The 26,550-nt window shown below is 43.2% G+C and carries 18 protein-coding genes and 1 pseudogene; 10 read left to right on the top strand and 9 right to left on the bottom strand.

Going from position 1 to position 26,550, the window contains the following annotated elements; genetic code table 11:
• Positions 1-413, bottom strand: a pseudogene (locus CWO08_RS22475) (hypothetical protein); the annotation flags it as partial.
• A gap of 1,269 nt (positions 414-1,682) precedes the next feature.
• On the opposite strand from CWO08_RS22475, the gene CWO08_RS22480 reads away from it, so the two are divergent.
• The 3 genes from CWO08_RS22480 (at position 1,683) to CWO08_RS22490 (ending at position 8,547) form a co-directional block, all read left to right on the top strand.
• Positions 1,683-7,691: a toxin TcdB middle/N-terminal domain-containing protein gene (locus tag CWO08_RS22480; RefSeq protein ID WP_258185426.1), complete on the top strand. Its 6,009-nt coding sequence runs from the start codon at positions 1,683-1,685 to the stop codon at positions 7,689-7,691.
• Positions 7,692-7,754: 63 nt separating this feature from the next.
• Positions 7,755-8,153 carry a hypothetical protein gene (locus CWO08_RS22485; protein WP_108021144.1) on the top strand — a complete coding sequence of 133 codons (399 nt, stop codon included), beginning with the start codon at positions 7,755-7,757 and terminating at the stop codon, positions 8,151-8,153.
• Positions 8,146-8,547: a hypothetical protein gene (locus CWO08_RS22490; RefSeq protein ID WP_108021145.1), complete on the top strand. Its 402-nt coding sequence runs from the start codon at positions 8,146-8,148 to the stop codon at positions 8,545-8,547. The genes CWO08_RS22485 and CWO08_RS22490 overlap by 8 nt, the downstream gene beginning before the upstream one ends.
• A gap of 63 nt (positions 8,548-8,610) precedes the next feature.
• Here the strand turns inward: CWO08_RS22490 and CWO08_RS22495 are convergent, their stop codons facing one another.
• Entirely contained in the window at positions 8,611-9,516 is a 906-nt protein-coding gene (locus CWO08_RS22495; protein ID WP_102432994.1) for a hydrogen peroxide-inducible genes activator, read from the bottom strand.
• A gap of 210 nt (positions 9,517-9,726) precedes the next feature.
• Here CWO08_RS22495 and CWO08_RS22500 point away from each other — a divergent pair, with 210 nt between their 5' ends.
• From CWO08_RS22500 to CWO08_RS22515, 4 genes are all read left to right on the top strand, one after another.
• Positions 9,727-10,335: a peroxiredoxin C gene (locus CWO08_RS22500; protein ID WP_048658845.1), complete on the top strand. Its 609-nt coding sequence runs from the start codon at positions 9,727-9,729 to the stop codon at positions 10,333-10,335.
• Between the two features lie 316 nt (positions 10,336-10,651).
• A complete protein-coding gene (locus tag CWO08_RS22505) occupies positions 10,652-11,395 on the top strand; it encodes a copper homeostasis protein CutC (protein ID WP_108021146.1) in 744 nt (247 codons plus the stop codon).
• A gap of 100 nt (positions 11,396-11,495) precedes the next feature.
• On the top strand, positions 11,496-12,425 hold the full coding sequence (locus CWO08_RS22510) for a LysR family transcriptional regulator (protein ID WP_102432992.1): 930 nt from the start codon (positions 11,496-11,498) through the stop codon (positions 12,423-12,425).
• 126 nt (positions 12,426-12,551) lie between these two features.
• A complete protein-coding gene (locus tag CWO08_RS22515) occupies positions 12,552-13,109 on the top strand; it encodes a porin family protein (RefSeq protein WP_102432991.1) in 558 nt (185 codons plus the stop codon).
• Between the two features lie 77 nt (positions 13,110-13,186).
• Here the strand turns inward: CWO08_RS22515 and CWO08_RS22520 are convergent, their stop codons facing one another.
• Positions 13,187-13,882: a hypothetical protein gene (locus CWO08_RS22520; RefSeq protein WP_102432990.1), complete on the bottom strand. Its 696-nt coding sequence runs from the start codon at positions 13,880-13,882 to the stop codon at positions 13,187-13,189.
• 375 nt (positions 13,883-14,257) lie between these two features.
• On the opposite strand from CWO08_RS22520, the gene CWO08_RS22525 reads away from it, so the two are divergent.
• Complete coding sequence (locus CWO08_RS22525; RefSeq protein ID WP_102432995.1) at positions 14,258-14,749, top strand: hypothetical protein; 492 nt, start codon at positions 14,258-14,260, stop codon at positions 14,747-14,749.
• An 8-nt stretch (positions 14,750-14,757) separates the two neighbouring features.
• Here CWO08_RS22525 and phoU read toward each other — a convergent pair whose 3' ends face one another.
• The 4 genes from phoU to CWO08_RS22545 form a co-directional block, all read right to left on the bottom strand.
• On the bottom strand, positions 14,758-15,456 hold the full coding sequence (phoU, locus tag CWO08_RS22530) for a phosphate signaling complex protein PhoU (protein WP_009848270.1): 699 nt from the start codon (positions 15,454-15,456) through the stop codon (positions 14,758-14,760).
• Between the two features lie 74 nt (positions 15,457-15,530).
• Complete coding sequence (pstB, locus tag CWO08_RS22535; protein ID WP_048663744.1) at positions 15,531-16,349, bottom strand: phosphate ABC transporter ATP-binding protein PstB; 819 nt, start codon at positions 16,347-16,349, stop codon at positions 15,531-15,533.
• Complete coding sequence (gene pstA, locus CWO08_RS22540) at positions 16,350-18,059, bottom strand: phosphate ABC transporter permease PstA (protein ID WP_080967680.1); 1,710 nt, start codon at positions 18,057-18,059, stop codon at positions 16,350-16,352. It abuts the gene before it with no gap.
• A 110-nt stretch (positions 18,060-18,169) separates the two neighbouring features.
• Positions 18,170-20,386, bottom strand: coding sequence for an ABC transporter permease subunit (locus CWO08_RS22545; RefSeq protein WP_102432989.1), 2,217 nt, complete (start codon positions 20,384-20,386; stop codon positions 18,170-18,172).
• Between the two features lie 199 nt (positions 20,387-20,585).
• Between CWO08_RS22545 and ppk1 the strand changes: the two genes are divergently transcribed.
• Both ppk1 and ppx read left to right on the top strand, forming a co-directional pair.
• Positions 20,586-22,682 (top strand): polyphosphate kinase 1, encoded by a 2,097-nt coding sequence (gene ppk1 / locus CWO08_RS22550; protein ID WP_108021147.1) that lies wholly within the window; start codon positions 20,586-20,588, stop codon positions 22,680-22,682.
• Entirely contained in the window at positions 22,673-24,184 is a 1,512-nt protein-coding gene (gene ppx / locus CWO08_RS22555; protein ID WP_108021148.1) for an exopolyphosphatase, read from the top strand. The genes ppk1 and ppx overlap by 10 nt, the downstream gene beginning before the upstream one ends.
• 78 nt (positions 24,185-24,262) lie before the next feature.
• On the opposite strand, the gene CWO08_RS22560 is transcribed toward ppx, so the two are convergent.
• Both CWO08_RS22560 and phoR read right to left on the bottom strand, forming a co-directional pair.
• On the bottom strand, positions 24,263-25,240 hold the full coding sequence (locus tag CWO08_RS22560) for a PstS family phosphate ABC transporter substrate-binding protein (RefSeq protein ID WP_102432986.1): 978 nt from the start codon (positions 25,238-25,240) through the stop codon (positions 24,263-24,265).
• The gene (gene phoR, locus CWO08_RS22565; protein ID WP_019823041.1) at positions 25,237-26,535 is read right to left on the bottom strand and encodes a phosphate regulon sensor histidine kinase PhoR; all 1,299 of its coding nucleotides are present in this window, start codon (positions 26,533-26,535) and stop codon (positions 25,237-25,239) included. The genes CWO08_RS22560 and phoR overlap by 4 nt, the downstream gene beginning before the upstream one ends.
• Positions 26,536-26,550: the final 15 nt, after the last annotated feature.

Here is a 26,550-nt window from a genome sequence, read left to right on the forward strand (position 1 = left end):
TTCAAGCTGCGCTGTAAAATATCAACGGCGTTTTGACGGCTTCGCTCAAGGCTAGCGACCGAGACGTCTGCATCATTAACCCAATCGATTCGAGCTTGGTCAATCGAACGGTTCGCTAAAATAAATTCGGCAGCCGCACGGTCGTAGTAAATATCAAACAGTATCTCTTTAAGGTAAGGTAAATCCGGCTGCAGTGCTGCAAAGCCCTCCACCACCTCAATGGCATTATCGGCTGTCGACTTTTCCGCATTGGCCCATAGCTTAGAAAAATCTTGGCTCAGTCTCTCAGAGCTCATCGTAGACACAATCTCGCCTAGCTTTGGGTCTAAGGTAAACATGTTATCGAGGTAGCGGAATGCGGCGACGTTTTGTTGGGCAGCATCATCAGAATAACGCGGATACAAGGTTGCCATTGTTTCTTCGACAGGTGAACGTCTTGAAGCTAATTGAGATAAAGTAACGGAACAATGATTGCTATTTAGATGTCCCTCAGAACAATACTTCACGACGGGCTTAGTCAAGGTTTTATGACATGCACTGCCAACTTTTCTGTACCCACTAGGGCAATGACTTGTCCGAGCTTTACTATCAACTCGTGTGCGTACCGCTTCAAACTCAGTTCGCCACCCACCGTGATTACCACCACTTGATTTCAGACTCCCACGATCGTAAGTCCACCCATCCGAATGCTTGTAAGGAAGAGGCGCATTCCCTTCAAAAATCTTGGTTCCCTTCCAGTAAACCCTGCCCATACCACGAGCGCTTGTAAGGAAAATAAGTGAAGAATTTGGATAGTATCTACCTGCATAAGGCGCTGTTTTAGAGGGGGAATAATGCCTCTCGACTAACGTTCTATTACAGAGTCCTCCTTGCATCTGAAACCCGGATGGACAAGAGTACGTTACACTTTGAGAAAGGCTTTTCGTACAGCTTTGCTTGTTGGAACTCAGGTTATAACCACTATCACATTTAACCAAAATTGGTTTTGTGGTTTTTTTTGTACAACTTAGTCCTTGTTTGTCAAAGCCTGAAGGGCAAGTATTGTAAACAAACTCCTCACCAAAGGGATAAGGCGCATTATTGGCAACCTGGGCCACACCCGACTGCATTATTAAGAGCGTAAAAAGCCCTACCAAACTGCGTTTAGTATATTTCATTATTTTCTTCTTTTGATTTTTGATTATATAAATAGACTGTTACGATTTATCCCGAACTATTTTAGACTAACTTTCCCCCATATAAATTCATACTTGGTTGGTTTGTTTATTAAATGGTTTCAGATATGGAATATAAATCGTGATAAGTGCTCACCGTATAAAACTTTATACTCACCAATAACGCCCCGACCTTTTCAAAAAACAACCACCTATTGACAAAACACATAAAACAAACAAGTTGCATATCAAAAGAACATGCTACATCATAATAAAAACACCGTCATTACGGTTTTATAAATTTCTGTAGAAAATTAAGTGGCGTGAATAGGATTCATCAGCAGCAATACACATGAAAAATCACGGAAATTCACTCCGTCCTTACGTAGCTAAAACTCCCCCGTTTAGCCGAGCCATTTTCAACAACACCATTTTGCCGTATGTAAATCACACTCAAAACGCATCTAGTTGCATAATTCATTTGCAGTGTTTATATTTCGCCAATATTTATAAAACCAAGAGATACAAATGAAAACGTTAGCCTATTCAATAGGAGTGCTGCTGGGTGGTTTAACAACCGCTGCCCTCGCCAATGAGCCGAGTGCGGTGTCGCCAACCGTGATTTCTTTACCGACAGGACCTGGAACGATACAAGGGCTTGGGGAAGGGTTTAATACCCAATTAAACACGGGGACCAGCCAAGACCAACTGAATTTTAGCTTACCAACAGGCCGTAACCAGATGACACCTGAGTTGTCGATTACTTACGACAGTGGTTATGGCAATGGTTTAGTCGGCATTGGGCGACGTTTGAGCATACCTTATATACAGCGACAAACCGTTAATGGCCTGCCCAATTACGACGACAGCCACCCCGATGTTTATGTGAATCACCAAGGGCAAGAGCTGGTTCACATCGGTAACAATGAATATCGAGCTAAAATTGAAGGGCAATTTGTAAAATACCAAAAGCTGACCAACGGCTGGCGAATGACTTTAGCTAATGGTGGTGTCTGGGTATTAGGGCAGAGCAGTAACGCACAGCACCAGGACAAAAGTGGGCACAAAGTTTTTCAGTGGTTTATCGAGAGCATGACCGATTCTCATGGTAACCAAATCAACTATCACTATGACTCCCTTGATAGCAGCCAAGCGGTATACTTAACGCAAATTGACTACAATGACGGCGCGAGTGTGGTTGAGTTATCTTATGAGTCAAGGCCGGATCCCATTGTTTCTTACTTACCAACCTTTGAATTGACCAAAGCCCTTCGCTTAAAAAAGATAGACACTTTTAATCAGCAAACCCCGGTCATGTCTTACCAATTTGACTATGAGGCAACGTCAGATTGGCAGAGTCTGTCTCGCCTATCACAAGTTTCCAAAGTCGCGGCCAACGGACAAGATGGCGCCCCCCCGGCCCGCTTCAAGTATACCCACTTTGACCCAACGCTTGCGGCGTCGCATTACGTCCCTTCTGCAAAGTTATTTCCTTTAAAGAGTCCAGATGTTGATTTTATTGATATCAATGCAGATGGTTTACCCGATGTGATCAACACCGGCTTCTCACCGCACCGTTATGCACTTAATCAAGGCAAAAACCCACAGGGGGAAGTTCAATTCTCTAAAATGGTGAAGATGAGCACCCCCTCGCGAAATAAACTCTCCAGCCAATATGTCAAATGGGGTGACTTAAACGGTGACGGCAAAATCAATATGCTGAATGCGATCCGTCGCAACAGCTATGTTTATGGGTTAGATGAAAACTACAATTGGCAACCGCAGGGCAATTTAGGCAACCAAACACTGTCGATTAATAGCCCTAATGCTCGATTAATCGATATCAACCATGACAGATTAGCCGATGTCTTTGTCACCAACAGTCATTCAAGAAATGGCGTTTTTGACCATACTGTTGCGATAAACAACGGGAACGGTTGGGACACGCCGATCAGCATGCCAATGCCCGAACTCAGTGTTGGGGTTCCACTGGCAAAGTCGACCTCTCATATGGCCGATATGAACGGTGATGGACTCAACGACTTAGTTCACATGGATCAAAAGTCGATGTACTTTTTCGCAGGTAAAGGCACTGGCGGTTATTCAGAAGCCATTCATGTCAATAATATTCGCGAGACTGCGAAAAGTATTCACAATACAGATAAAGTTCAGTTTGCCGATTTAAACCATGATGGCCTCGCTGATCTTGTTTACTTTAATGGGTTCAACGTTACTGTGTGGCCAAGTAAAGGCCAATCAGGACCTCAAGGAACATTAGTCTTCGGTCAACCGCTCACGTTCACACACCCCGATAAATTCGCCCCTTCTAAAACCAAATTGGCCGATATTGATGGCAATGGCGTTGTCGACATCGTGTGGTTTCGTTCTGGCAAGCATGAAAAGTCGTTTACCTATTTATCCATTATTCCGGGTGATTTACCCAACCAATTGCTCTCCGTCGATAACGGCATAGGACAAACGTCAAGCATTCAATATGCGACCGTGGCTTCTGAGATGTTGCGTGATGAAAAACAAAACACACCATGGCAACATACCCTGCCTATGGCTATGCAAGTCGTGAAATCAGTCACCACGGAAGACGCCAGTCGCCCAGGCCAAGCATCGATAAAAAGTTATCAATACCGTGACGGATTTTACTTTGCAAAAGAGCGTAAGTTTGTTGGATTTAGCGAAGCAACACAACGCGATTTCGCCTCCCAATCAGCACCGGAAAGTCAAACTCACTACACTTTTTTATTAGGTCTTAATGACGAATCATTGCGCGGAAAGATATCGAAAATAGAAAAAAAAGATGCGGAAGGACGTCTTTTTTGGCAAGAAACATATCAGTGGTCATCAAAGCGTTTATTTGACAGTGTTGATGACGATAGATTCGTGTCATTTGCAAGCAAAACGCATCAAGAAAAAAAGCTGATAGAACAAGGCCGTGGAAACCCTATCACGCTGGCATGGGATTACGATTACGATGATTTTGGTAACTTAGTCCTTAAACGCGAACATGGCCGCCTTGACGATCGCTTTGAAGATCAGCGTGAAACCCGTTGGCGCTACAGTGCCGAGAATGCAACGTCATTGGCTAACTGGCAATTACACCTTCCCATTGAAAAAACCATCACCAATGCACAGGGTAAACTGGTTGCGAAAACTCAATGGTTTTATGACGATGAAAGCTTTAGTGGTGGCAACTTAGGCACCGTGTCAACCGGTAACCTAACCGCGACTAAAAAATGGATTTCACCAAGTAAGAACAACCAAACTATTTTTAGTCAACGTTCACATTACGACTCTTACGGCAACGCGACAGAGTTCTTTGGCCCTCTTTATGGCGAGCAGCCTGGGCATAGGATTAGCGTAACTTACCAAGAGGGAATATATCCAACCAAAGAGAAACTTCACTTAGGTGGCCAGAGCCTGGTTGCCAGTGCGAGTTACGATTCTTCATTGGGCGTAATGACTCTATTTGAGGATTTTAACCAACAACAAACTCACATACAGTATGACGGCCTTGGCCGAGTCACTGATATCATTGCGCCGGGCGACAGCACTAGTGCGCCCACACAATCGTTTGAATATCATTACCAGCAAAATTTTGATGGCGTCATGGTTAACTGGATCCGCAGTTTACAACGTCTTGAAAAAGATGGCCGCCATATTGAGCGCCGCCAATATTATGATGGTGGCGGGCGCAATCTAATGAACGTAAGCCAAACGGAGCAAGGTCCACGAGTCAGTTTGAAGAATAATTTCGATAGCCGTGGACTACTGGCCACTGAAAGCATGCCCTATTTTTCGGCGAGTATGGCTTTTCATTCTGGGATGGGGTCACAAGTCATTCGAAACAAATACGACGCGACCAACCGTACAATCAGTAAATACCTACCAGCCACTGTCTCGCAAGGTGAAACGTTTACCTACAACGAGTACTTGCCTCTTAAGTCATGGGTACAAGATACCGCACAAACGGTTATCGGAGGCCAACACAGCGGAGCCGGTAAATGGTTAATATTTGATGGCCTAGGTCAATTACGAGAGGTAAAAGAATACGTTGGTGTGGATGTCAATGGTGAGCAAAGCACTCTGCAAGATTGGACCACTCGATATGAATATGACGCGCTCGACAATTTCACTCGCTTAACCGATGCATTTGGCAATACCCGAACTATGCTTTACGACGGTTTAAGTCGTCAAACGTATCGAGATGACCCAAACCGTGGACAAGCTTGGTTTAGCTATGATGCTGCGAGTAATCTAGTTGGTACCATAGATTCACGAGGCATGGCACACACTTACCTTTATGATGGCCTTAGCCGACAAATTGAAGAGCGTTTCTATCAAGACCAAACGGCTATCCCAGCAACAGGTTTCCATTCGCTGATTCTCGATCCAACCAAGGGCCGTATCTCTAAGCGGTACCAATATGATAGTAATCTAGATAAACAGCTCCATCATTTGAAAGGCCGACTTGCACAAGTTATCGATGAAGCAGGAAGCAGCTGGTTTGGTTACGATCAAAACGGTCATCGTACTGTTGAAAAACGTCAAATCAAAGCCTTTGGTCAACAATCGGATATTTATACAACTAAGCGAGCGTTTAATAGCGCCGGTAAATTAACACAACTGACTTACCCAGACAGTACCCATCTTGACTACCAATACGGTCAAGGCGGTGAATTATTGGCGATGGGTAACATTATCAACAACATTTCGTATAGTGCCTCTGCGCAATTGAGCCATGTTCAATATGGTAATGGCATGCAAAGTGACTATGAATATGATGCGCTGAACCGACTTAAGAGCCGAGAAACCACTCGTCATTCGGACAGAACACGTCTTCAGTCACTCAATTATCAATATGATGAGGTATCGAACTTACTCGGCATTACCGACCAACGAACAGAGCAAGATAAAAAGACCATTGCCAAAGAACTAGGGATCGAGAATCAATATTCTGAGCTCGACCAAACGCGTTTTTATGACTACGACGATTGGTATCGAATTGCACTCGAACAAAATAAGTTAAAGCTCACTCAATACCGTTTTGATCCAATTGGTAACCTTATTGCTAAAAACACCAACGATCCAATCCTAGGTGACAACAACTTAACCTTACGCTACGGCGGAAACACAGGCACTGGAGAAGATAAACGCTACAACCGACAAGGGTTACGCACAACCGATACAGCAGGACCACAAGCGCTCACCCATGCTGACGTAGGTATCAGTTATGATGCGGTAGGCAACCAGCTACGCTCAGGGAATCAACAATTCCAATGGGATCATGCGAACCGCTTGAAGCAAGTCGATAACCCGAAAAACCAAGCAAAGTACGCCTATGACCACAACAATAAACGACGCCTCAAAGTCGTTAAGGACAGAAAAGGAAAGGTCACAACAACTTGGTATATCAGTGATGATGCTGAGATTCGTGAAGGTCAGCTGATCAAGTTTGCTCGTTTAGGCAGCCACCGTGTAGCCAAGACAAGCAAAAGTGATGACACCTTCACTCCAGAAGTTTATTATATTAAACAGCACCTTGGCTCAACAGAACTGACTGTGGACAATTCTGCTCAAGTCATCAATGCGTTCAATTACGAACCATTTGGTGATGTGGAAGCGCAATTTGGTCAATCGGATAAAACGGTTTATCGTTTTACCGATAAAGAGCAAGACAAAGAATCTGGACTTGGTTATTTCTCGCAACGCTATATGAACCACAGCTACGGGCAATTCATCACCCCCGATCCTGTGTTTGCAAGAGAGGCCCGATTCACGGATCCTCAACGCTGGTCACCTTATGCCTATGGGCGAGGCAATCCGCTGAGGTATAGCGATCCTACAGGGGAGTTCATAGGTGATGCTATGAGTAGTAACAGCAATGTTGGTTATCATGAAGCTGTGTCTAACCGACAAGATATTAATGCTCGAGCTAGATCCGATGCACTAAGTGCAGTAAGAAATGCCTGTAATGTTATTGGTTCGGTTGCGGGTGATATTGCTTTCACAGCGGGAGGAGTTAGTCTTGCCTCGTCAGCAACAGGAGCAGGCTTACCTGCCGGGGCTGCTGCTGGAGCTGTAGCTTTAGGCAGCGGCTCTATAGCTCTAGCTGCTGGAATATGTGAGATTGGCATAGATGCTATAGACGGGGGTGCTTTTGACAATGTTGATGCTTCGTGGACTGGAGTGGGAGCACTTAGCGAAGCCCTTTCTCATAGTAGTAACAAAGTTATGAAAGTAGCTGGAGAAGCTTTAGGGGCTCTAGGATGGCTTGGTTCAAAAGTAACTGAGATGTTGTCCGATAGTAAAGAAGAAAAAGACACTTTAAAGACCGCTAAAAAAGCAACAAGTGAAAGGACCGATCAGAAGGGAGAAACTAGTAATGGACCAAGTGACAGTTCCAAAGATGGACATTCTCGATCCAATGGTTCTAATGGTTCTAATGGTTCCAGTAATAGTCATTCTACGACGAATGGATCTAATGGTGGAAATGACGAGACGGTTAGCGACGAGTCTGTATAAATTTAATTAAATATTATTTAAACAGCCCCTCTGGGGCTGTCATATACCTACACAGGAAAAGATATGAAACTACGCAAGCACAAACAAGCTATTAGGTTTACGATTATATTATTAATCAGTTCTTACCCTATATTATACTTCCCACTCGGCTCTTATAGAACCGATAAAATATATCTCTTATCAATACTACTTACTCCTGCTTTCTTTTGGGCTTTTTTCATAAGTATAGTTCAATTAAAATTAATATTTAAAACAAAGAAAGATCATATTAGAATGAAGAATAAAACTTCATATGTTTTACTTGCTATATCATTCATTCTTTCTTTTCTATATTATTTTAAAATGGAAGATTATAAAATAAACAGCCCAACTCATATATACTGTGGCCCAGAACTAGAATTAAAAAGCTCGCGTGGTATATTTGAAAAATTCGCCATCACTGAAGAAATGTGTCATGAATAAAAATATCATCAAATACTATAGGTTATATAAACCTATAGTAAAAAGAATGGATTCAATAAAAACAATCAGGTTATCTAGTAGATTATTCAAATTTTATAGTTTATTTATGTTATTTTTCATAGGTATGAGCCTAATAATATCAGGGGGGAATTCTTTAATTCCTTTAGCTACCGAATTAGTAAAAACTATAGTTATATTATTATCATCTTATTATGTAAATAGTTCAATCAATCGATTCTATGCAATTATTTTAGCGCTAACCCCACTGCTAGACATTGGAATTGGATTTTTTTATGATCTGCCAATGGAGCCTTTAAACATAATGCTTAGCTTTATTGCATTAAAATGTTTATATGCCGTATTAAAATACCACCAGTTTACAAAAAATAGTTAAATACGAGCCTTACCCTGCCACTATGCAAGGTAGGGTGGGTACATCTATAACTCAGACCACTTATTACAACAACTCAGAAACCACATCAGCAAGTTGATGGAAGGTTTCGCGACGTGATGAGCTTGGTCGCCAAACCAGGCCTATATCTCGGTACGCATGCTGACCAGGAGGATCAATAACCACTAGGTTTTGGTTTTCAAGCAAGCCATGATCGATCGCCATTTGCGGAATAAAGGTGGTTCCTAAACCATTGGCCACCATTTGCACCAATGTGTGTAGGCTTGTAGCGGTAAATGGGTTTATCTTCTCTTTGTCGGTTAACTTACAAGCTGATACCGCGTGCTCGGTTAAGCAGTGTTCGTTCTCCAGCAAAAATACAGACTCGTCTGGCAGGTCATCGTATTTAATCGGAACCCGAATACCATCTGCTTGATTACGACTGATCACCATTCTGAACGGATCTTGCCCAACAACTTTACTCTCCATGTTATCGATATCGACAGGCAAAGCCAGAATCAACACATCTAACTCACCATGACGTAATGCAGCCAATAAGTTAGTTGTCGTATCTTCACGTAACAGTAAATTTAGCTGAGGAAAGCGTTGGTTAGCTTCTTGTACCAAATCGCACAAAAGGAATGGTGCAATGGTAGGAATACACCCGACTCGCAGCTGACCTTGCATCGCATCCCCGTTACATAGGTTTCCAAGCTCGACAAGGTCTTGCCCCTTCGCCAGTAGATCTCGTCCATGCTTGACCACCAGCTCACCCGCTTGAGTAAAAACCAATGGGCTCTTCTTATCCTTCTTTTCATAAAGAGGGCAACCAATTAGCTCTTCTAGGTTTTGAATGCCTTTACTGAGCGTAGATTGACTCACGAAGCAGCGATCAGCGGCATCACTGAAGTGACGAGTTTCGTGAAGAGTAACAAGATAGTGAAGTTGCTTAAGACTTGGCCATTTATTCATGAAATTACTTTGTAATATGAGTAGGATAAGTTACGTAAAGGTCATGAGACCTAAGAACAGGATAAAGAATAAGCTTATCGCTTTTTTCGATTAACTTAATCTATTTAATTCGCTTTTTTCTATAGTAGCGATTGTACTATAGTTTGTCGCGTAGAAACGGAGCCCAAACAAAGATGTGTTGGGCCAACTAATTTTTTAGGAGATTCCCAAATGGTACTAGTAGGTCGTCAAGCCCCTGACTTTACTGCAGCAGCTGTTCTAGGTAACGGTGAGATCGTTGATAACTTCAACTTCGCAGAATTCACTAAAGGTAAGAAAGCTGTAGTTTTCTTCTACCCACTAGACTTCACTTTCGTTTGTCCTTCAGAGCTAATCGCTTTCGACAACCGTCTTGAAGATTTCCAAGCTAAAGGCGTTGAAGTAATCGGTGTTTCTATCGATTCTCAATTCTCTCACAACGCATGGCGTAACACTGCTATCGCTGATGGCGGTATCGGTCAAGTTAAATACCCTCTAGTTGCTGACGTTAAGCACGAGATCTGCAAAGCATACGATGTTGAGCACCCAGAAGCAGGCGTTGCTTTCCGTGGTTCTTTCCTAATCGATGCTGACGGTCTTGTACGTCATCAAGTAGTTAACGACCTTCCACTAGGTCGTAACATCGACGAAATGCTACGCATGGTAGACGCACTAAACTTCCACGAGAAGAACGGTGAAGTTTGTCCTGCACAATGGGAAGAAGGTAAATCAGGTATGGACGCATCTCCACAAGGTGTTGCAGCATTCCTATCTGAGCACGCTGACGACCTAAGCAAGTAATTACCTCTTAAGCCCGAACTCAACGCGGGTTAATGGTTGGAAGATTCTCTATAAAGAGACATAAAGCATAAGCTAATAGCGCAAAGCGCACCGCCAATCAGTTAAGAAGTAAAGTCCTATTAAAAGCCCGAAGTTAACGCTTCGGGCTTTTTGCATCTACCCCTTCAATAATGATTTATTCCTCGCTCATATCCGCTATGAATAGGGGTAACCGCAAAGCCAAACTTTACCTCTATTTTCCTCTGCTCCTACCTATTCAGAATCATCCCAAGATTGCTATGATTTCCTTAGTCTCAATTTGAACGAGTAAAATAGCATGAACATCGAAATTGAAGTTTGTATCGATAACCTAGAATCCCTACACAATGCCCTAGCTGGCGGAGCTAATCGTATTGAGCTCTGCTCTTCACTAGCACTTGGTGGGTTAACTCCGAGCTTCGGAATGATGAAGCAAGCCGCTCGCATATCATCAGTTCCCGTGTATGCCATGATTCGCCCTAGACAAGGTGACTTCATCTTCGATAATGACGATATGATGTGCATGCTTGATGACATCCAAGCCGCTGCCGACGCTGGTTTACATGGCGTGGTATTGGGTGTACTTTCCGCTCAAGGTGAAATAGAAATGGTCGCGATGAAAGCACTCACCTCAAAAGCCCACCAGCTAAAGCTTGGCGTGACCTTTCACCGTGCTATCGACCAACTTAATGATTACCCAAAAGCACTAGAACAGATTATCGAGCTTGGTTGTGAACGTGTTTTAACTTCAGGCTTAGCAAGTAACGCAGAACAAGGAAAAGATATTCTGAAGGAGATGGTTGAACTTACTCAAGGCCGCTTAGACATTATGGCTGGGGCGGGAGTTACCGCTAACAATGGCCGAGATATCCTCAAGCACACTGGCGTTGAAGCGCTGCATTTGTCTGGTAAGTCGACAAGACCGAGCCTTATGACGCAAGCCTCTCAAGCTCAAATGGGGCACGATGACATAGACGACTACTCAATCCCAGTAACGAGCACGGCAAAGATTCAAGCTCTGATTACATCCCTTCACAAATAGACGAACACCGAGAGCTGACTGAACACAAACACAACATGGCTAGTAAAAGCTTGGAAGTCACGTATATTAGTAGAATGAATATAGCGACTCATGGAATGTTATGGCTAAGGATCTGTTCAGCTCTCTTGATTTAAACCTATTACGCACCTTTTTGATTGTTTACCAAGAAAAAAATACCAGAAAGGCAGCTGAGCGTTTATTCGTTTCTCAGCCGGCGGTTAGCCAAGCCCTACAAAAGCTAAGACACCACTTCAACGATGACCTTTTCGTCAAAGTTCATGGTGGATTGCAAGCTACCTCGTTCAGTGAGCAACTCATCAATGAGATAACACCTCACTTGGATGGCTTGATGACGGCAGTGAATGCATCCAATAAATTTGATCCAAACGACATTGACTACCCTATAAAGATTGCGCTATCTCCTGTGGTACTCGCTTGCTTATCCGGCACCTTATACAAAGAACTCATGAGCCAAGCGCCAAACTCGAAACTCGAGCTAGTAAGCTGGTCTACTTCATCTTGTGAAGATATACAGAAAGGAGAGGTTCTGCTAGGGGTTGCTTACGAGCTACCTTTTACATCAAAAGAGATCTATGTAAAAAAACTGGTTGAGATTACAGGCCGATTATTTGTAAGAAAAGATCACCCAATTAAACAAGCTTCAGTCAGTCCCGAAGAATTAGCAGGTTATGAAATAGCATCAATGATATCTCCTGGTTGGAACGACAATTTTAGCCATGCAGCCAACATATTAGAGTCACGTTCAATTCCACACAGTATTGGCTTTCGTTCCGAGATTTTGATGGCAATCATCGATGTCGTAGCGAACTCCGATATGTACATGCCACATTCCAACCTATTCCCCATAGATAACTACCCAACGCTGCGAGCTATAGATGTAGATCTTGATACTAAACATAAGAATGTCAGCGTTTACAGTCATATACATACTAAAAATCGTAATAACCCTCTCATATCCTGGCTTTTCGATGTAATCAAAGCTGCACTACTACAACAGATTAATAAGTAATGCTTATTACAGATATACGAGAACCTATTTAGCTTAAAAATATAACACTGTTTAATATTCACTCCATCGACAGGGAGTCAATCAAATATAAGGATGCAATAATTAAACATTAAGAGCGTTATTTATATGAAATTACTAACTACAGCACTAACCGTTATCGCAATCATTTCTGCTTCATCAGCTTATGCTCAGAAAGACTATTCTGGACATCGTATTGGTTTCGGTATTGTTTCTAGTGAAGTCGATCATCTAGATTCAAATTTCTCTCGAAGCGATTTAGGTAATGGGTTAAAGCTCGAATATGGTTATGACATTAACCGAATCTTTGGTGTGAATATCTCATCAGATACGAGTAAAGAAGATGAAAATTTTGAAGGCTATGGATATGAGACTAAAGTTTCAACCTTCAAAATAGACACAGACATCGGCTATGCATTCTTCCTCAATGGCTTTGATGTAAAGCCATACGGTGCTATTGGTTTTACTCGTGTAGAGGAAAAGATCACGTTAAATACGCCTGACGGTAGTGCAAGTATCAAAGACAACAATACTTCTCTATTGCTAGGCACCGGAGTTAGAGCAAACTTTGATTTCGGCCTATACACTGACCTGCGTTTCAATTTCATCATGATGGATGATTACGATATCGACCAGTTATCTTTAACCGTGGGCTACAAGTTCTAACCTCTCTCGTAATCAGGTACGCTATTTGCTCACAATTATTTCTTATTGTGAGCAAAATAATTAATACCATCGCTTTTCTAATCTTCTGGACGCCAACTCAATGCACTCGCGATAGTACCAATAACTAACGTATCTTTCTCATCATCATTAAGTTCAGGCATCATCTGTAAAGTTAGCATTCCATTCGTCTGAGCCGCTGCTGCCTCTTGTGAAGCTTGTTTAAAGCTATACCCTAAAGGTTTTTCAACTGACATCAAAAGGTCTTTGCTTGAGTGGACAGTTTCGACATCATATTTATTCGACCCAACTCGTATGTAGCCAGCTTCTTTCTTCTCTAAACTAACTTTAATCATCCCAGATTGAGGCTCTAAGACGAACTCTCCTACTTTCTCATTCCTTTGGGTTACAGAGCAGCGATAAGGCTTATTGCCACCGAAATCAACACCCATATAGTTAACTGAAGTCCCACCGCCAGAACAAATTAAGTTCCACACCTGACCATTGTCGTTTCTAGTGATCTCAGCAGCAAGCTCTCCGTCTTTAAAAGAGACAGTATCAAACCATGTTGAGCTTGATGAGTTTCGACTGTATTTGCCTTGATACATACCTGCAATATCAAACGTTCCTTCTTGTCCCAATCCCCAGAAGTCACCATCTGTTTTAATAATAAGTTGCGGTTGCTTACTAACCACTTCTGATTTGTCCATGATGGCAACGCTGCCGCACGCTGTTAACGTGAAAAGGGGAGTTAAAACTAAAAGAAACTTTTTCATACTGATATCTACCTGAAAAATAAATGTGGAGGATAAATTCATCAGGAGAATAAATTAAAGATTGATCGGAATATAGTAAACACTAATGATCCACATCGACATTATCATCATCATATCGGAACAAATACATTAAATAACATAAGGTTAAGTAGGCGCTTATCTATCAAACTCGTTTTGTAAGGCTACGTAAGACAAAGCATTCGCTAAATAACGAAAACAACCACTGATAAGTACACGTTATTACAGAGATAACCAATGCGAATTAGCCTGCTCTTTCAAAGTCCATATAATGATTTCCGTTATCCAGTTAATTCTCTGGGTTCATTCATGGATCGACCTAATGCTAAGGAGAGCAAAAATTACTTCGGTGGTACCATGAAACTAAAAACACTTCTTCTCACTTCGGCTTTATTCTCAACCTCTGCATTTTCAAGTGGTCTTCATTTATCCCCTGAACTAAAAATTGGTTCTTATCATGGCTTCGGATTACAGGCGGGTATTACTGATGTGGCAAATTTAGGCGCTGTTTACCTAAGTTATTCTCACCTTTGGTATGACAGCGATCGATATGATGAAACTGTCGATGCATATCGTATTGGTATCCAAAATATGTTTGGAAGAAATCAAACCCACGGCTTTCAGGCTGAAATTGGTGTGGCAAGCTATGACGGTACAAAAACGCGCTCAGGCGAAGTAGAAGAGAAAACATCACATGGGTTAAGCCTAGGCGGTGCCTATGTTTACCAAGCGACACCAATGCTTGGGTTACGTGCTGGTGTTGATATGAATATTTTTGATCACAATAAAACCTTTGTACCTTACGACACGACGATCAATTTTAATCTTGGTGCAATCCTTAGCTTTTAAGATGTCCCCTACTTCAATGCGTCATCAAGGCTTTGATCGCCTAGGTGACGTACATCTTTACCCTTCACAAAGTAAATAATGTATTCGCAGATGTTTTGGCAACGGTCTCCCACTCGCTCAATCGCACGCGCTGACCACATCACCTGCAAAATATTAGGAATGTTCTTAGGATCTTCCATCATATACGTCATTAACTGACGAATAACCGCCTCGTATTCCGCATCCAACTTATCATCAAGCTTATGAACTTCAGCTGCCGCATCAACATCCATACGAGCAAAAGCATCTAATACTTGGTGAAGCATGGTGATTGCTTGTCGGCATAGCGGCTCTAACGAAACATGGAATTTTTGCTCTTTGGTCGAAGGGATCTCTATCGCGCCTTGAGCAATTTTAGAGGCTACATCACCAATACGTTCCAGATCGGTAATCGTTTTGATGATCGCCATAATCAAACGCAGATCTTTCGCTGTAGGCTGACGCTTTGCAATAATTCGGGTACACGCTTCGTCAATCGACACTTCCATCGCATTCACTTTATGGTCGTCACGAATCACTTTTTTAGCCAATTCAACATCGTCTTTATGAAGCGCCTGCATTGCAAACGAAAGTTGCTGCTCCACTAACCCGCCCATGGTCAATACATGAGTACGGATCGACTCTAACTCGACATTGAATTGCCCTGAAATGTGGCGACCGAAATGCATACCTGCTCCTTGAAAGAAATGAAGAAAGCCATTTTTATAGAGTGACTTAGCTCTAAATGACGCCTCTATAGAGGTTAGCCATATCTACCAGTAATGTAGTCTTCCGTCTGATTTTTCAATGGAGAAGTAAAAATTGAGTCCGTATCTGAGTACTCGATCAATTTTCCCATATGAATAAAAGCAGTATGGTCACTCACGCGCGCCGCTTGCTGCATGTTATGAGTAACAATCACCACGGTGTATTGTGTTTTGAGATCGTTAATCAGCTCTTCAATCGTCAAAGTAGAAATAGGATCCAGTGCCGATGTCGGTTCATCCAACAATAGTACTTCAGGCTCAATCGCGACCGCACGTGCAATCACCAAACGCTGCTGTTGACCACCCGATAAACCAAATGCGTTTTCATGAAGTCGGTCTTTCACTTCATCCCATAGTGCAGCAGCACGCAGAGATCGCTCAACCGCATCATCCAGGTCTCGACTATTGCTGACACCTTGTAGTCTCAAACCATAAACCACATTCTCATAGATAGATTTAGGAAAAGGGTTCGGGCGCTGGAATACCATGCCAACACGACGTCGCAAGGTCGCGACATCTACCTTAGGGTGATAGACGTTCTTGCCATGAAGCTTCACTTTCCCGGAAACCTTGCAGCCCTCAACAAGATCATTCATGCGATTAATACAGCGCAGCAGCGTCGACTTACCGCACCCTGATGGGCCGATAAAAGCCGTCACTTGCCCCTTCGGAATTTGCATTGAAATATCATCGAGTGCTTGACTCTCTTTATAATAAAGATTCAGCCCTTCAATTGAGATAGCAACTTGCTCATCCTTCAGGTTATGAACATCTAGTGGTGCTTGGTAACCCAAGGTTTCATTAATCGAGAACATCTAATCTTGTCCTAAGGTTCGGTATTTTTCACGCAAGTTATTTCGGATATTGATGGCCGTTAAATTTAATCCAACAATCACCGTAACCAATAAAAATGAAGTGGCATACACTAAAGGTCGTGCCGCTTCGATATTCGAGGTTTGAAACCCAACATCATAAATATGAAAGCCTAAATGCATGAACTTTCTGTCTAAATGTAGATACGGGAACTGACCATCGACTGGCAAGCTGGATGCTAGCTTAACAACACCCACCAACATGAGTGGAGCAACTTCCCCCGCGGCTCTCGCGATGGCCAAAATTAAACCAGTGATAATCGCAGGGCTTGCCATCGGTAAAACAATGCGCCAAAGCGTCTCAAATTGAGTAGCACCAAGCGCTAATGAACCATGCCTCACGGAGCTAGGGATACGCGTTAAGCCCTCTTCAGTGGTTACGATAACGACTGGAAGCGTCAAGACAGCTAAGGTTAGTGCTGACCAAAGTAGACCCGGCGTACCAAATGTCGGTGCTGGCAATCGCTCTGCATAAAACAACGTATCAATCGAGCCACCAATGGTATAGACGAAGAAGCCTAAGCCAAAAACGCCATACACAATCGACGGTACACCCGCTAAGTTAATCACGGCAATCCGAATCAAACGTGTTAGTGCGTTGTTTTTTGCATATTCATGAAGATATATCGCAGCAACTACACCAAGAGGCATCACTACGATCGACATGAGAATAACCAACAACACTGTACCGAAAATGGCTGGGAATACGCCACCTTCAGAGTTTGAGTCTCGTGGGTTCTCTGACAAGAACTTCCAAACTTGTTTGCCCCAATGCCCAACCTTTTCAAGGTAGGACATATTATTCGGGTACCAATAATCCAGAATATGGCTGAGCGAAATTTCGACCTGTTCTCCTGTCATATCCTCAACGAGCAAGCTTTCTACATTAAGCTGCGTTCTCAAGTGCTCAAGCTTTACTTCAGCCTCACCTAATTGGCGGTTTAATTCCAGTTTAGTTTGAGTATAGGTTTTAAGATATTCATCGCTCACTGATTCATTGAGTTCAAGCTTACGCTTTTCTAAACGCAAGTTTTCCAATTGCCAGCTTATATTGCGAATTTCTTGGTTCACAACACGCGACGTTTCTTTACGTAACGTATCAGCAAACGCTAAACCTTGTTCGAGCTTTTGGTCTATGTTCGAATCAAATGTGCCAGAAGCGGTTTTAAAACCCACTGGCTTACCAAAGAAATAGCCACCTCGACTTCGTTCAATCACAATCCAATCAAGTGGAGTGGTTGGTTCACGTAAGTTAACATCCAGAATGGAAACAAAGTCCGCAGGGTACAGTTCTCTATTGGCGACTTTGATGCTTAAGCGCTGTATTAGCCCTGTCGACAAATTTTGAGGTGACAAAAGGTCATGGACTTGTGGAACTTGCTCTATCGGGATGTACTTGCGTTCATATAACTGACCAATCAATAAATCTTGTTTCGATACGGTTTCGTCAAGGTCAACTACTAACGATAAGTCTTTGGAATCAACTTGCCATTGGTACAAAGGTGCTGGCCAAAAATAGGTCAAGCCCTTCCAACCAATCAGCAGCATCAGGCCAAGAACAGAAAGCATACTGATGCTCACCGCCCCACCCGTTAGCCATATCCACGGAGAGCCCGATTTAACCCAAAATAATAATGACTTCAGTTTATTGATCATAATCGACCTTGCTCTGACGCGCTGAAACCAAGGTACAGTAAAGATCACGAGATGCGCTAGCCAAACAACTAAAAGCCGTTGATACACATTGAGATAAACCGATAAAACTACAGTGCACGATATTTGTCTCTCAATCTTTGTCGAACCCACTCTGCGACTGAGTTCACCGCAAACGTAAAAATAAACAGCAAGAGTGCAGCCAAGAACAACAAGCGGAAGTGAGATCCCCCCACTTCAGATTCAGGCAGCTCTACAGCAATCGTTGCCGATAACGTCCTCATCCCTTCTAGAATATTCCAATCAAGGATCGGCGTATTACCTGTTGCCATCAAAACGATCATCGTTTCGCCCACAGCTCGTCCTAGCCCCATCATGATGGCTGAAAAGATACCTGGGCTAGCCGTCAATAACACCACATAAATAAGGGTCTGCCACGCGGTTGCACCTAAAGCTAATGAACCATCAGATAAGTGTTTAGGCACAGAGAAAATCGCGTCTTCTGCGATAGTAAAAATGGTCGGGATAACCGCGAATCCCATAGCAAAACCGACCACCAGCGCATTACGTTGGTCAAAATCGATACCATAGCTAGCCAAGAAAGTACGAATATCCCCCCCAAACAGCAAGGCTTCCATACTATTTTCAGCAATAAATACTGCAATCACAGTAATCACCAATACCGGAATCAATATCAGGGCATGCCAACCATTAGAAAAACGACTGGTCACCATCTTCGGTAAGCAGAACCACACAAGCCCAGTCAGCAGTGTGCTCAATGGCAATAGCACCATTAACAAGAAAACGGCCGTTAAATGCGTTTCAACAATGGGAGCAAACCAAAGCCCGGCTAAGAATCCGATGATAACGGTCGGAAGAGCTTCCATCAGCTCTATCGAAGGTTTCACCACTCTTCGCATTCGAGGAGACATGAAGTAAGCGGTATAAATGGCTCCGAGTACAGCAACAGGTACTGCGAACATCATCGCGAACAGGGCGGCTTTGATAGTACCAAACGTGATAGGTACTAAACTGAATTTCTCTTCAAAGTCATCATTAGCCGACGTTGATTGCCACACATATTGAGGCTCTGGGTAGCTTTCGTACCAGACTTTTTGCCAAAGTGATGAGAATGAGATTTGCGGATATTCGTTATCGACTTTAGCCACACTGATGGTGCCATCAATCAGCGTCGCCAGATGCAGTTCATTGGCAGACATAGCGGCTAATTGTGGTGACTTCTCAAATGCCCGTTCAAACAAAGACAGTTTTTCACTGGTCGTATAGTGGCTCTGTAAGGTGCCGTTTTTGTAGAAGCTATAGAAGCCCTTCCTGTAAGTATCAGGCAGGATAAATTGAACCTCTTCAGCAAGCTGGAAGTCTCGAATATGGGTTAAGCTACGCTTTTCATCTTTGAGAACATCAAACCACTGAGAAACCTGCCCGTCCTCATGCGTAACCAATAGCGAATAGGCCCCAGACAACAAATCGATACTTTTCACCGAGTGCTTCGCATCATTCAAGCTAAGGTCAATCACTTCACGAACATTAAAGCCGCTATCTGATAACTTCAAAACCACTAAATCCGATTGTGCTCGGAGATATAAGGTTTGACCATCGGGTGTCACTAACAGCTGTTGCTGTATGCCCAACTTATCCGATAGCCATTGGCTCTTCTGAAAAATATACTGACCCGTAATATCACTTTGGTACCACTTCACTAAGACTCGTTGGTCACTTAGCTGAGCGGCAACCGTGATACCACGTCCATTCTTAGCGAACGCGAATTTTTCGATTGTCGCCTCGTTCGAGGATTCGTCATTTAAAAATGGCTCAGGGAGAGTGATTTGCTCGATTTTAGGTTCGGCTTCACTGCCCTTTTGCAGCACAGGCGCACTATACTCAGGGTAGAAAAAAGTAAGGTTGCTTGCGCTATCGGCAAAAGCAAACCAGTTTTCAGATGGGGTGTTTCGAGAAAAGGCAATTGGATTGGCTAAAACATTTCGCTCAAAGTAAGAGTGTGTATTTTGAGACTCTAAATCCCAAAATTTCACCAAACCGTTTTTTTCGATAGTAAATGCATGCTGACCGTATTCATCAACCGATATGGCGATAGCCTTTTCTACAGCAACGCTCTTTACTGCTCGGTCTGTCTCTAAACCAGTATCAGAAAATACTGGTAAAATGACCATCGCCAAGTAAACAAAGATCAATACCAGAGCAGCTAAGACACTGACGGCACCACATGTCACTGAAAAACGGACGAGACGATCTTTCAACCATCTTTTTTTGTCGCGCTCTTTCAATGAAAATTGGGCTGAAGCCATCTGTTTATCTACCTTTTTTTAGCTACTGACATAATATGTACGTTAGATGACAATTATATTACAAGTTACGTTAAACAACTGAAACTAATAACAAGTTTGTTAGCCATATTTCTTAAAGTAAGATCATAAATTTTGTGCATTTTGTCATTCTAACTTAAAGTAATCACCTCTATAGGCAGCTCTCAAGGATTATCATTCGATGGAAAAAGACTATGTTACAAAAGAACTTAGCTGGTTATCCTTCAACGAAAGAGTACTCCAAGAAGCGGCCGACAAGTCAGTCCCCTTAATCGAGAGAGTTCGTTTTTTAGGTATTTACTCAAAAAACCTCGATGAGTTTTACAAAGTCCGATTTGCTGATGTGAAACGAAAGATCTTACATCAAGATCCACAGCAACAAACCAACTCGCAGAAAACCTTACTGACTCAAATGCAGAGTAAAGCAAGTAAGCTCGATACTCGATTTCATGAACTGTATAACGACCTGTTATTGGAACTGGCGCGTAATCGTATTTTTCTGGTCAACGAGCAGCAAATCACCGAAGAGCAGAGTGAATGGATCAAAAAGTACTTTAAGAAAAAAGTGCTGCCGCACTTAACGCCATTCCTCTTGAACGAAGATAGCCAGTTACTCAATATTCTGAAAGATGAGCAAAGTTACTTAGCCATCGATATCGAGCGTGAGACATCTTCTCAATACGTATTACTTGAAATCCCATCAGAGGCACTACCTCGATTTGTTAAGTTACCAGACACCTCTGGATCACAGCGTACTACTTTGATCTTATTAGATAATATAGTTCGATTTTGTTTAGATGACTTGCTTAAAGGGTTCTTTGAGTATGACTCATTGCGTTGCTTTGCGATAAAAATGACGCGCGATGCCGATTATGATCTTCAAAAGAACAATGAAAATAGTCTATTAGAATTGATGTCTCTAGGTTTAGAGCAACGTCTTACCGCACTTCCGATACGCCTTATCTATGACTCAGAAATGCCAGCTGAAATGCTCAATTTTTTACAAGTCAGACTTAAATTATCTGACTATGACAGTGTCATCGCCGGAGGCCGTTACCACAACTTCAAACATTTCTGCGAATTTCCTAGCCTTAACCGACGTGATTTGGTTAATCGTCCACTTCCCGCGATTAAGTGTGCACATTTTAGCCATTACCCAAACTATTTCGAAGCGATAAAAGCTCGTGACATCTTATTGCATTACCCTTACCACACTTTTAATCACATCACTGAGCTTGTTAGGCAGGCTTCCTTTGATCCCAAAGTAACCGCCATAAAAATAAATGTTTACCGTGTTGCGGAAGGCTCTAAACTGCTCAGTTCGATCATCGATGCGGCACACAATGGCAAAAAAGTAACGGTGGTTATCGAGCTGCAAGCCCGCTTTGATGAACAAGCCAATATTCAATGGACTAAGAAACTTCAAGAAGCAGGGATAAAAGTCATCCATGGTATCCCGAGTTTAAAAATCCACTCCAAATTGCTGCTCATCAAACGAAAAGAAGGCAAGCATACGGAGCATTACGCTCATATTGGCACTGGTAACTTTCATGAAATTACAGCACGCGTGTATACCGATTTTTCTCTGCTCACCGCGAATGAAGACTTGACTCAAGAGGTGAGGCAAGTCTTTAAATATATCGAAAACCCATATCAAAAATCACAGTTCAAGCAACTGATTGTGTCACCAAAGAATACAAGAAAACGTCTATATCAGTTGATAGATCGTGAAATACAAAACGCGATAGAGGATAAGCCATCAAGCATCACTCTAAAACTCAACAACTTGGTCGATCGAGAGATCATCGAAAAGCTCTATCAGGCTAGCCAAGCCAATGTAAAAGTAAGAATGATCATTCGTGGTATGTGCTCTCTTGTCTCTGGCATACCCAACATCAGTGACCATATTGAGATTGTCAGTGTGGTCGATCGTTTTCTCGAACATCCGAGAGTGATGATATTTGGTAATGCTGGAAAGCCGAAAGTCTATATCTCCTCTGCTGACTGGATGACTCGAAACTTTGATCACCGCATCGAGGTTGCTGCCCCAATTTTAGATCCAAAGATCAAGCAAACCATTATCGATATCACCGAGTTTCATTTTGAAGACGGCAACAAAGCTCGAGTGTTAGACCAATCGATGAGCAACCCTTACATACAACCACCAGCAACCCCACTTGATTACCCAACGTCACAACTCTCCACTTACCACTATATTAAACGTATGGAGAAACTTACTCGCAAGAAGTACAAACAAGAGAAGAAGTCATGCCGCTAATTGATAACGAACATTCTCGATGTATTGCCGCCATAGACTTAGGTTCGAACAGCTTTCACATGGTGGTGGCCCGAGTATTCGATCAACACCTGCAATTAGTCAGCAGACATAAACATAAAGTGAGATTAGGCGACGGGTTGGATGAGCATAACTTCTTATCCGAAACCGCTATCGAGCGGGGTTTGGATTGCCTTGAGGTGTTCGCAGAGCGACTGGCTGATTTTGAACTTGATGATGTCAGAGTCGTTGCGACTCATACCCTAAGAAAAGCCAAAAACGCTAAAGACTTCTTAGAGCAAGCCAAGCCGTTGTTTCCCTTTCCAATCGAGGTCATCTCAGGTCAAGAAGAAGCTCGAATTATCTATAACGGCGTGGAGCACACTCAAGCAGCCTCCGAATCAAAATTAGTTATTGATATCGGTGGAGGTAGTACTGAAATAGTCACGGGACAGGGCTTTTCACCCAAAATGATGCGTAGCTTACCGATGGGATGTGTCAGCTTCACTCAGCGCTTCTTTGCTGACGGGGAACTAACTTCACAACACTTCTCCGATGCTTATACCGCAGCTACTCGCCTGTTGATGCCATTAATTGAAAAATACAAGAAAGCCTCTTGGGGTGTCGCCTTTGGCTCATCCGGTACCGCGAAATCAATAAAAGAGGTACTCATTGGCTTAGGGTTTGCCGATGGTCTCATTACGCCGCAACGTCTAACCTATTTAAAAAACCACTTGTGTGAGTTTCCATCATCTAAGGAATTAAACCTTTCAGGTTTAAGCGATGAAAGAAAACCGGTGTTTGCTGCTGGTGCCACCATTCTTTCTGCAGCCATAGATACGCTAAATATCAATGAGTTACACTTCTCTGATGGTGCGCTAAGAGAGGGGGTTCTTTATGATATGGAAGATAGGTTTAAGGATATTGATGTTCGAACAAGAACCGCCGAAACGCTAGTCTCTCGATACCATGTTGACTTGGTTCATAGCCAGAAAGTGAAAGCTGTCGCTGTCGAATTACTGAAGCAAGCACAACCTCAAGTAACCACTGCGATAACCAATGAACTGTATGACCTTATTGGTTGGGCTGCATTACTTCATGAGGTTGGACAAAGCATTGCATTTCAAGGCTATCACCGCCATTCGGCTTATCTGCTTAAGCACACGACAATGCCAGGTTTCAATACTGAGCAACAACGTCTGATCTCAACATTAGTTCGCTATCAACGAAAAGCGATTAAGCTTAGTGACTTGCCGGATCTTACGCTATTCAATACAGGACAGGTAACGTTATTAATTCGAATATTGAGGATGGCAATCCTGCTCAATCGACAGCGAAGCCAATCGCCAATACCGAATGTAAAGTTAACCATTAAGCAAGGTGAGGATTGGTACTTGGGAGGCGATACAATCAACTGGTTGGCTGAAAACCAACTGCTTGAGTATGAACTCAGAGAAGAGCAACAACGTTGGAACAACGCTGGATGGTCGTTGAAACTAAAATAACGAACAATCAAAATAATAACAGCCTGCGAGATCGCAAGCTGTTCATAGGTTTCTTTTCTACGTTCGCAGTGACCTCAATCAGAGCCCGACTTTCGCCAACTCTTGCTCTGCGAACTCAGACGGTATCGCTAAGTAGCCATCCTTCTCTACCAGTTCTTGCCCTTGCTTTGAGAATACAAAAGTGAGGAACTCTCTCTCAACAGGAGAAAGCGGTTTATCTGGGTGTTTGTTCACGTACACATAAAGAAAGCGTGATAGAGGGTAATCACCGCTCAAGATATTCGCTCGAGTCGGCTCTACATAATCAGAACCATGCTCTGAAATAGGAATAAGCTTTACACCTGCTACACGATAGCCAATACCTGAGTAACCGATCCCACTGATTGATGAAGCGACCGATTGCACAACGGATGCGGAACCAGGCTGCTCATTCACGCGATTTTTAAAATCACCACCGCACAGCGCATTCTGTTTGAAGTAACCGTAGGTACCCGATACTGAATTGCGGCCGAACAGTTGGAATCGATGTTTTGCCCATGGTTGTTCGATTCCGAGATCTTGCCAGCTATTGAGAGGCTTAGTCGCTCCGCAGCGTAGAGTCTCGGAAAAGATGCCATCAATCTGACGAAAGTTGAGCCCCTCAATAGGGTTATCACGATGCACAAAAAGTCCAATCGCATCGATAGCAACTCGCAGTGCTGTTGGCTTATATCCGTGCTCCCTTTCAAATGCTTCAATTTCTCGCAGGCGCATCGGTCGACTCATTGGCCCTAGATGTGCAGTCCCTTCGGTTAAGGCTGGAGGAGCAGTAGAAGAACCCGATGCTTGGACTTGAGCGTTAACATTTGGGTAGTAGGACTTGAACTCTTCCACCCATAACGTCGTCATACCCGCTAAGGTATCCGAACCGACCGATAATAAGCTCCCAGAAATTCCCGGAACCTTAGAATAATCAGGAAGAGAATCGACACCCTGTTCGGCATGCACAGGGTTAACTAAAACAAACGCTAATAATGAGCTGACTGGAAAACGCATCCTGCGTATCGAGCAACTCATGATACGGTCAGTCGATTTGGTAAAGTAAAATGGAATCGACTACCGACGCCCACTTCACTTTGAATTTCTAAATGTGAGTCATGGTGACTAAGCGCGTGTTTCACAATCGCTAATCCAAGACCACTACCACCAGTATCACGTGAGCGTGCTTTATCTACACGGTAGAAACGCTCTGTGAGTCGATGTAAGTGTTGTGGCTCAATACCGTCCCCAGTATCGGACACATCCAAACACGCGCCTTGACTGGTCTGGTACCAACGCACCTTAACCGTCGCGCCCGGTGGTGTGTATTTCACTGCGTTATAAACCAAATTCGATATCGCACTTCTCAATTGGTCTTCATCAGCTAATACACGTAGGCTCTTATCAATATCAAACTCAAGCTTGTGTTCGCGGTCACCACTCAAGCTCGCGGCTTCTTTCTCAAGAACCTCAAGCATAGCGGGAACGTTGACCACTTCATCAAGCTCATGCATTGGCGCAGCTTCAATTTTAGAAAGCGTGAGTAGTTGATTGACCAGACTGTTCATGCGATTCAATTGCTCGGTCATCACACCATGAGCTTTAGGCCACATAGGCCCAACGACCATGTCTGGATCTTCCGTCATTTCAAGGTAGCCCTGAAGTACGGTCATTGGAGTACGTAGCTCGTGAGAAACGTTAGCAAAGAAGTTACGACGCATACCTTCTAGCTGCTTTAGCTGAGTAACATCACGTACCACCATTAAGTGTTCACCCTCGGTATACGGCACAATACGCAACTCAAGCATACGCTCCACATTCAGTGGCGAAGGCATCTCTAACGGTTCTGAAAAATCTTGTTTATTAAGATACTTAATGAAGTCCGGCGTGCGGATCAAGTTAGAAATCGGTTGTCCTGAATCGTCCGGCCAGCGAAACCCAAGTAAATATTGAGCGAGCTTATTACACCAAACGATATTACCTTCACCGCGAAATACCACAACGGCATCGGGAAGCGATTCTGCACCGTTACGGAAACGGCGAATAAGATTGGTCAATTCTTTACGCTTGCGACGCTGTCTCTGCTGCATACGATAAATACCGTTGAACAGAGATTCCCAATTCCCAGAACCTGATGGTGGCGTTAGACGCTTCTCATCCCACAACCATGCGGACAAACGCATTTGATTATGTAGATGCCAGCCGAGCTGCAATACCGTGGCAGCCAGCAGTAACCAAGGTAGGTAGCCGAATATCCAACCGACTAAAACCCAAGGTGCGTAAAAAAAAGCCAGCTCCCAAGCCAGCTTTTTCCAGGTTAACTTTTCAACCATTCAGGACTCCGTAAA

It is taken from the genome of Vibrio sp. 10N.286.48.B8, assembly GCF_003050085.1.
Taxonomy (GTDB): Bacteria; Pseudomonadota; Gammaproteobacteria; order Enterobacterales; family Vibrionaceae; genus Vibrio; species Vibrio crassostreae.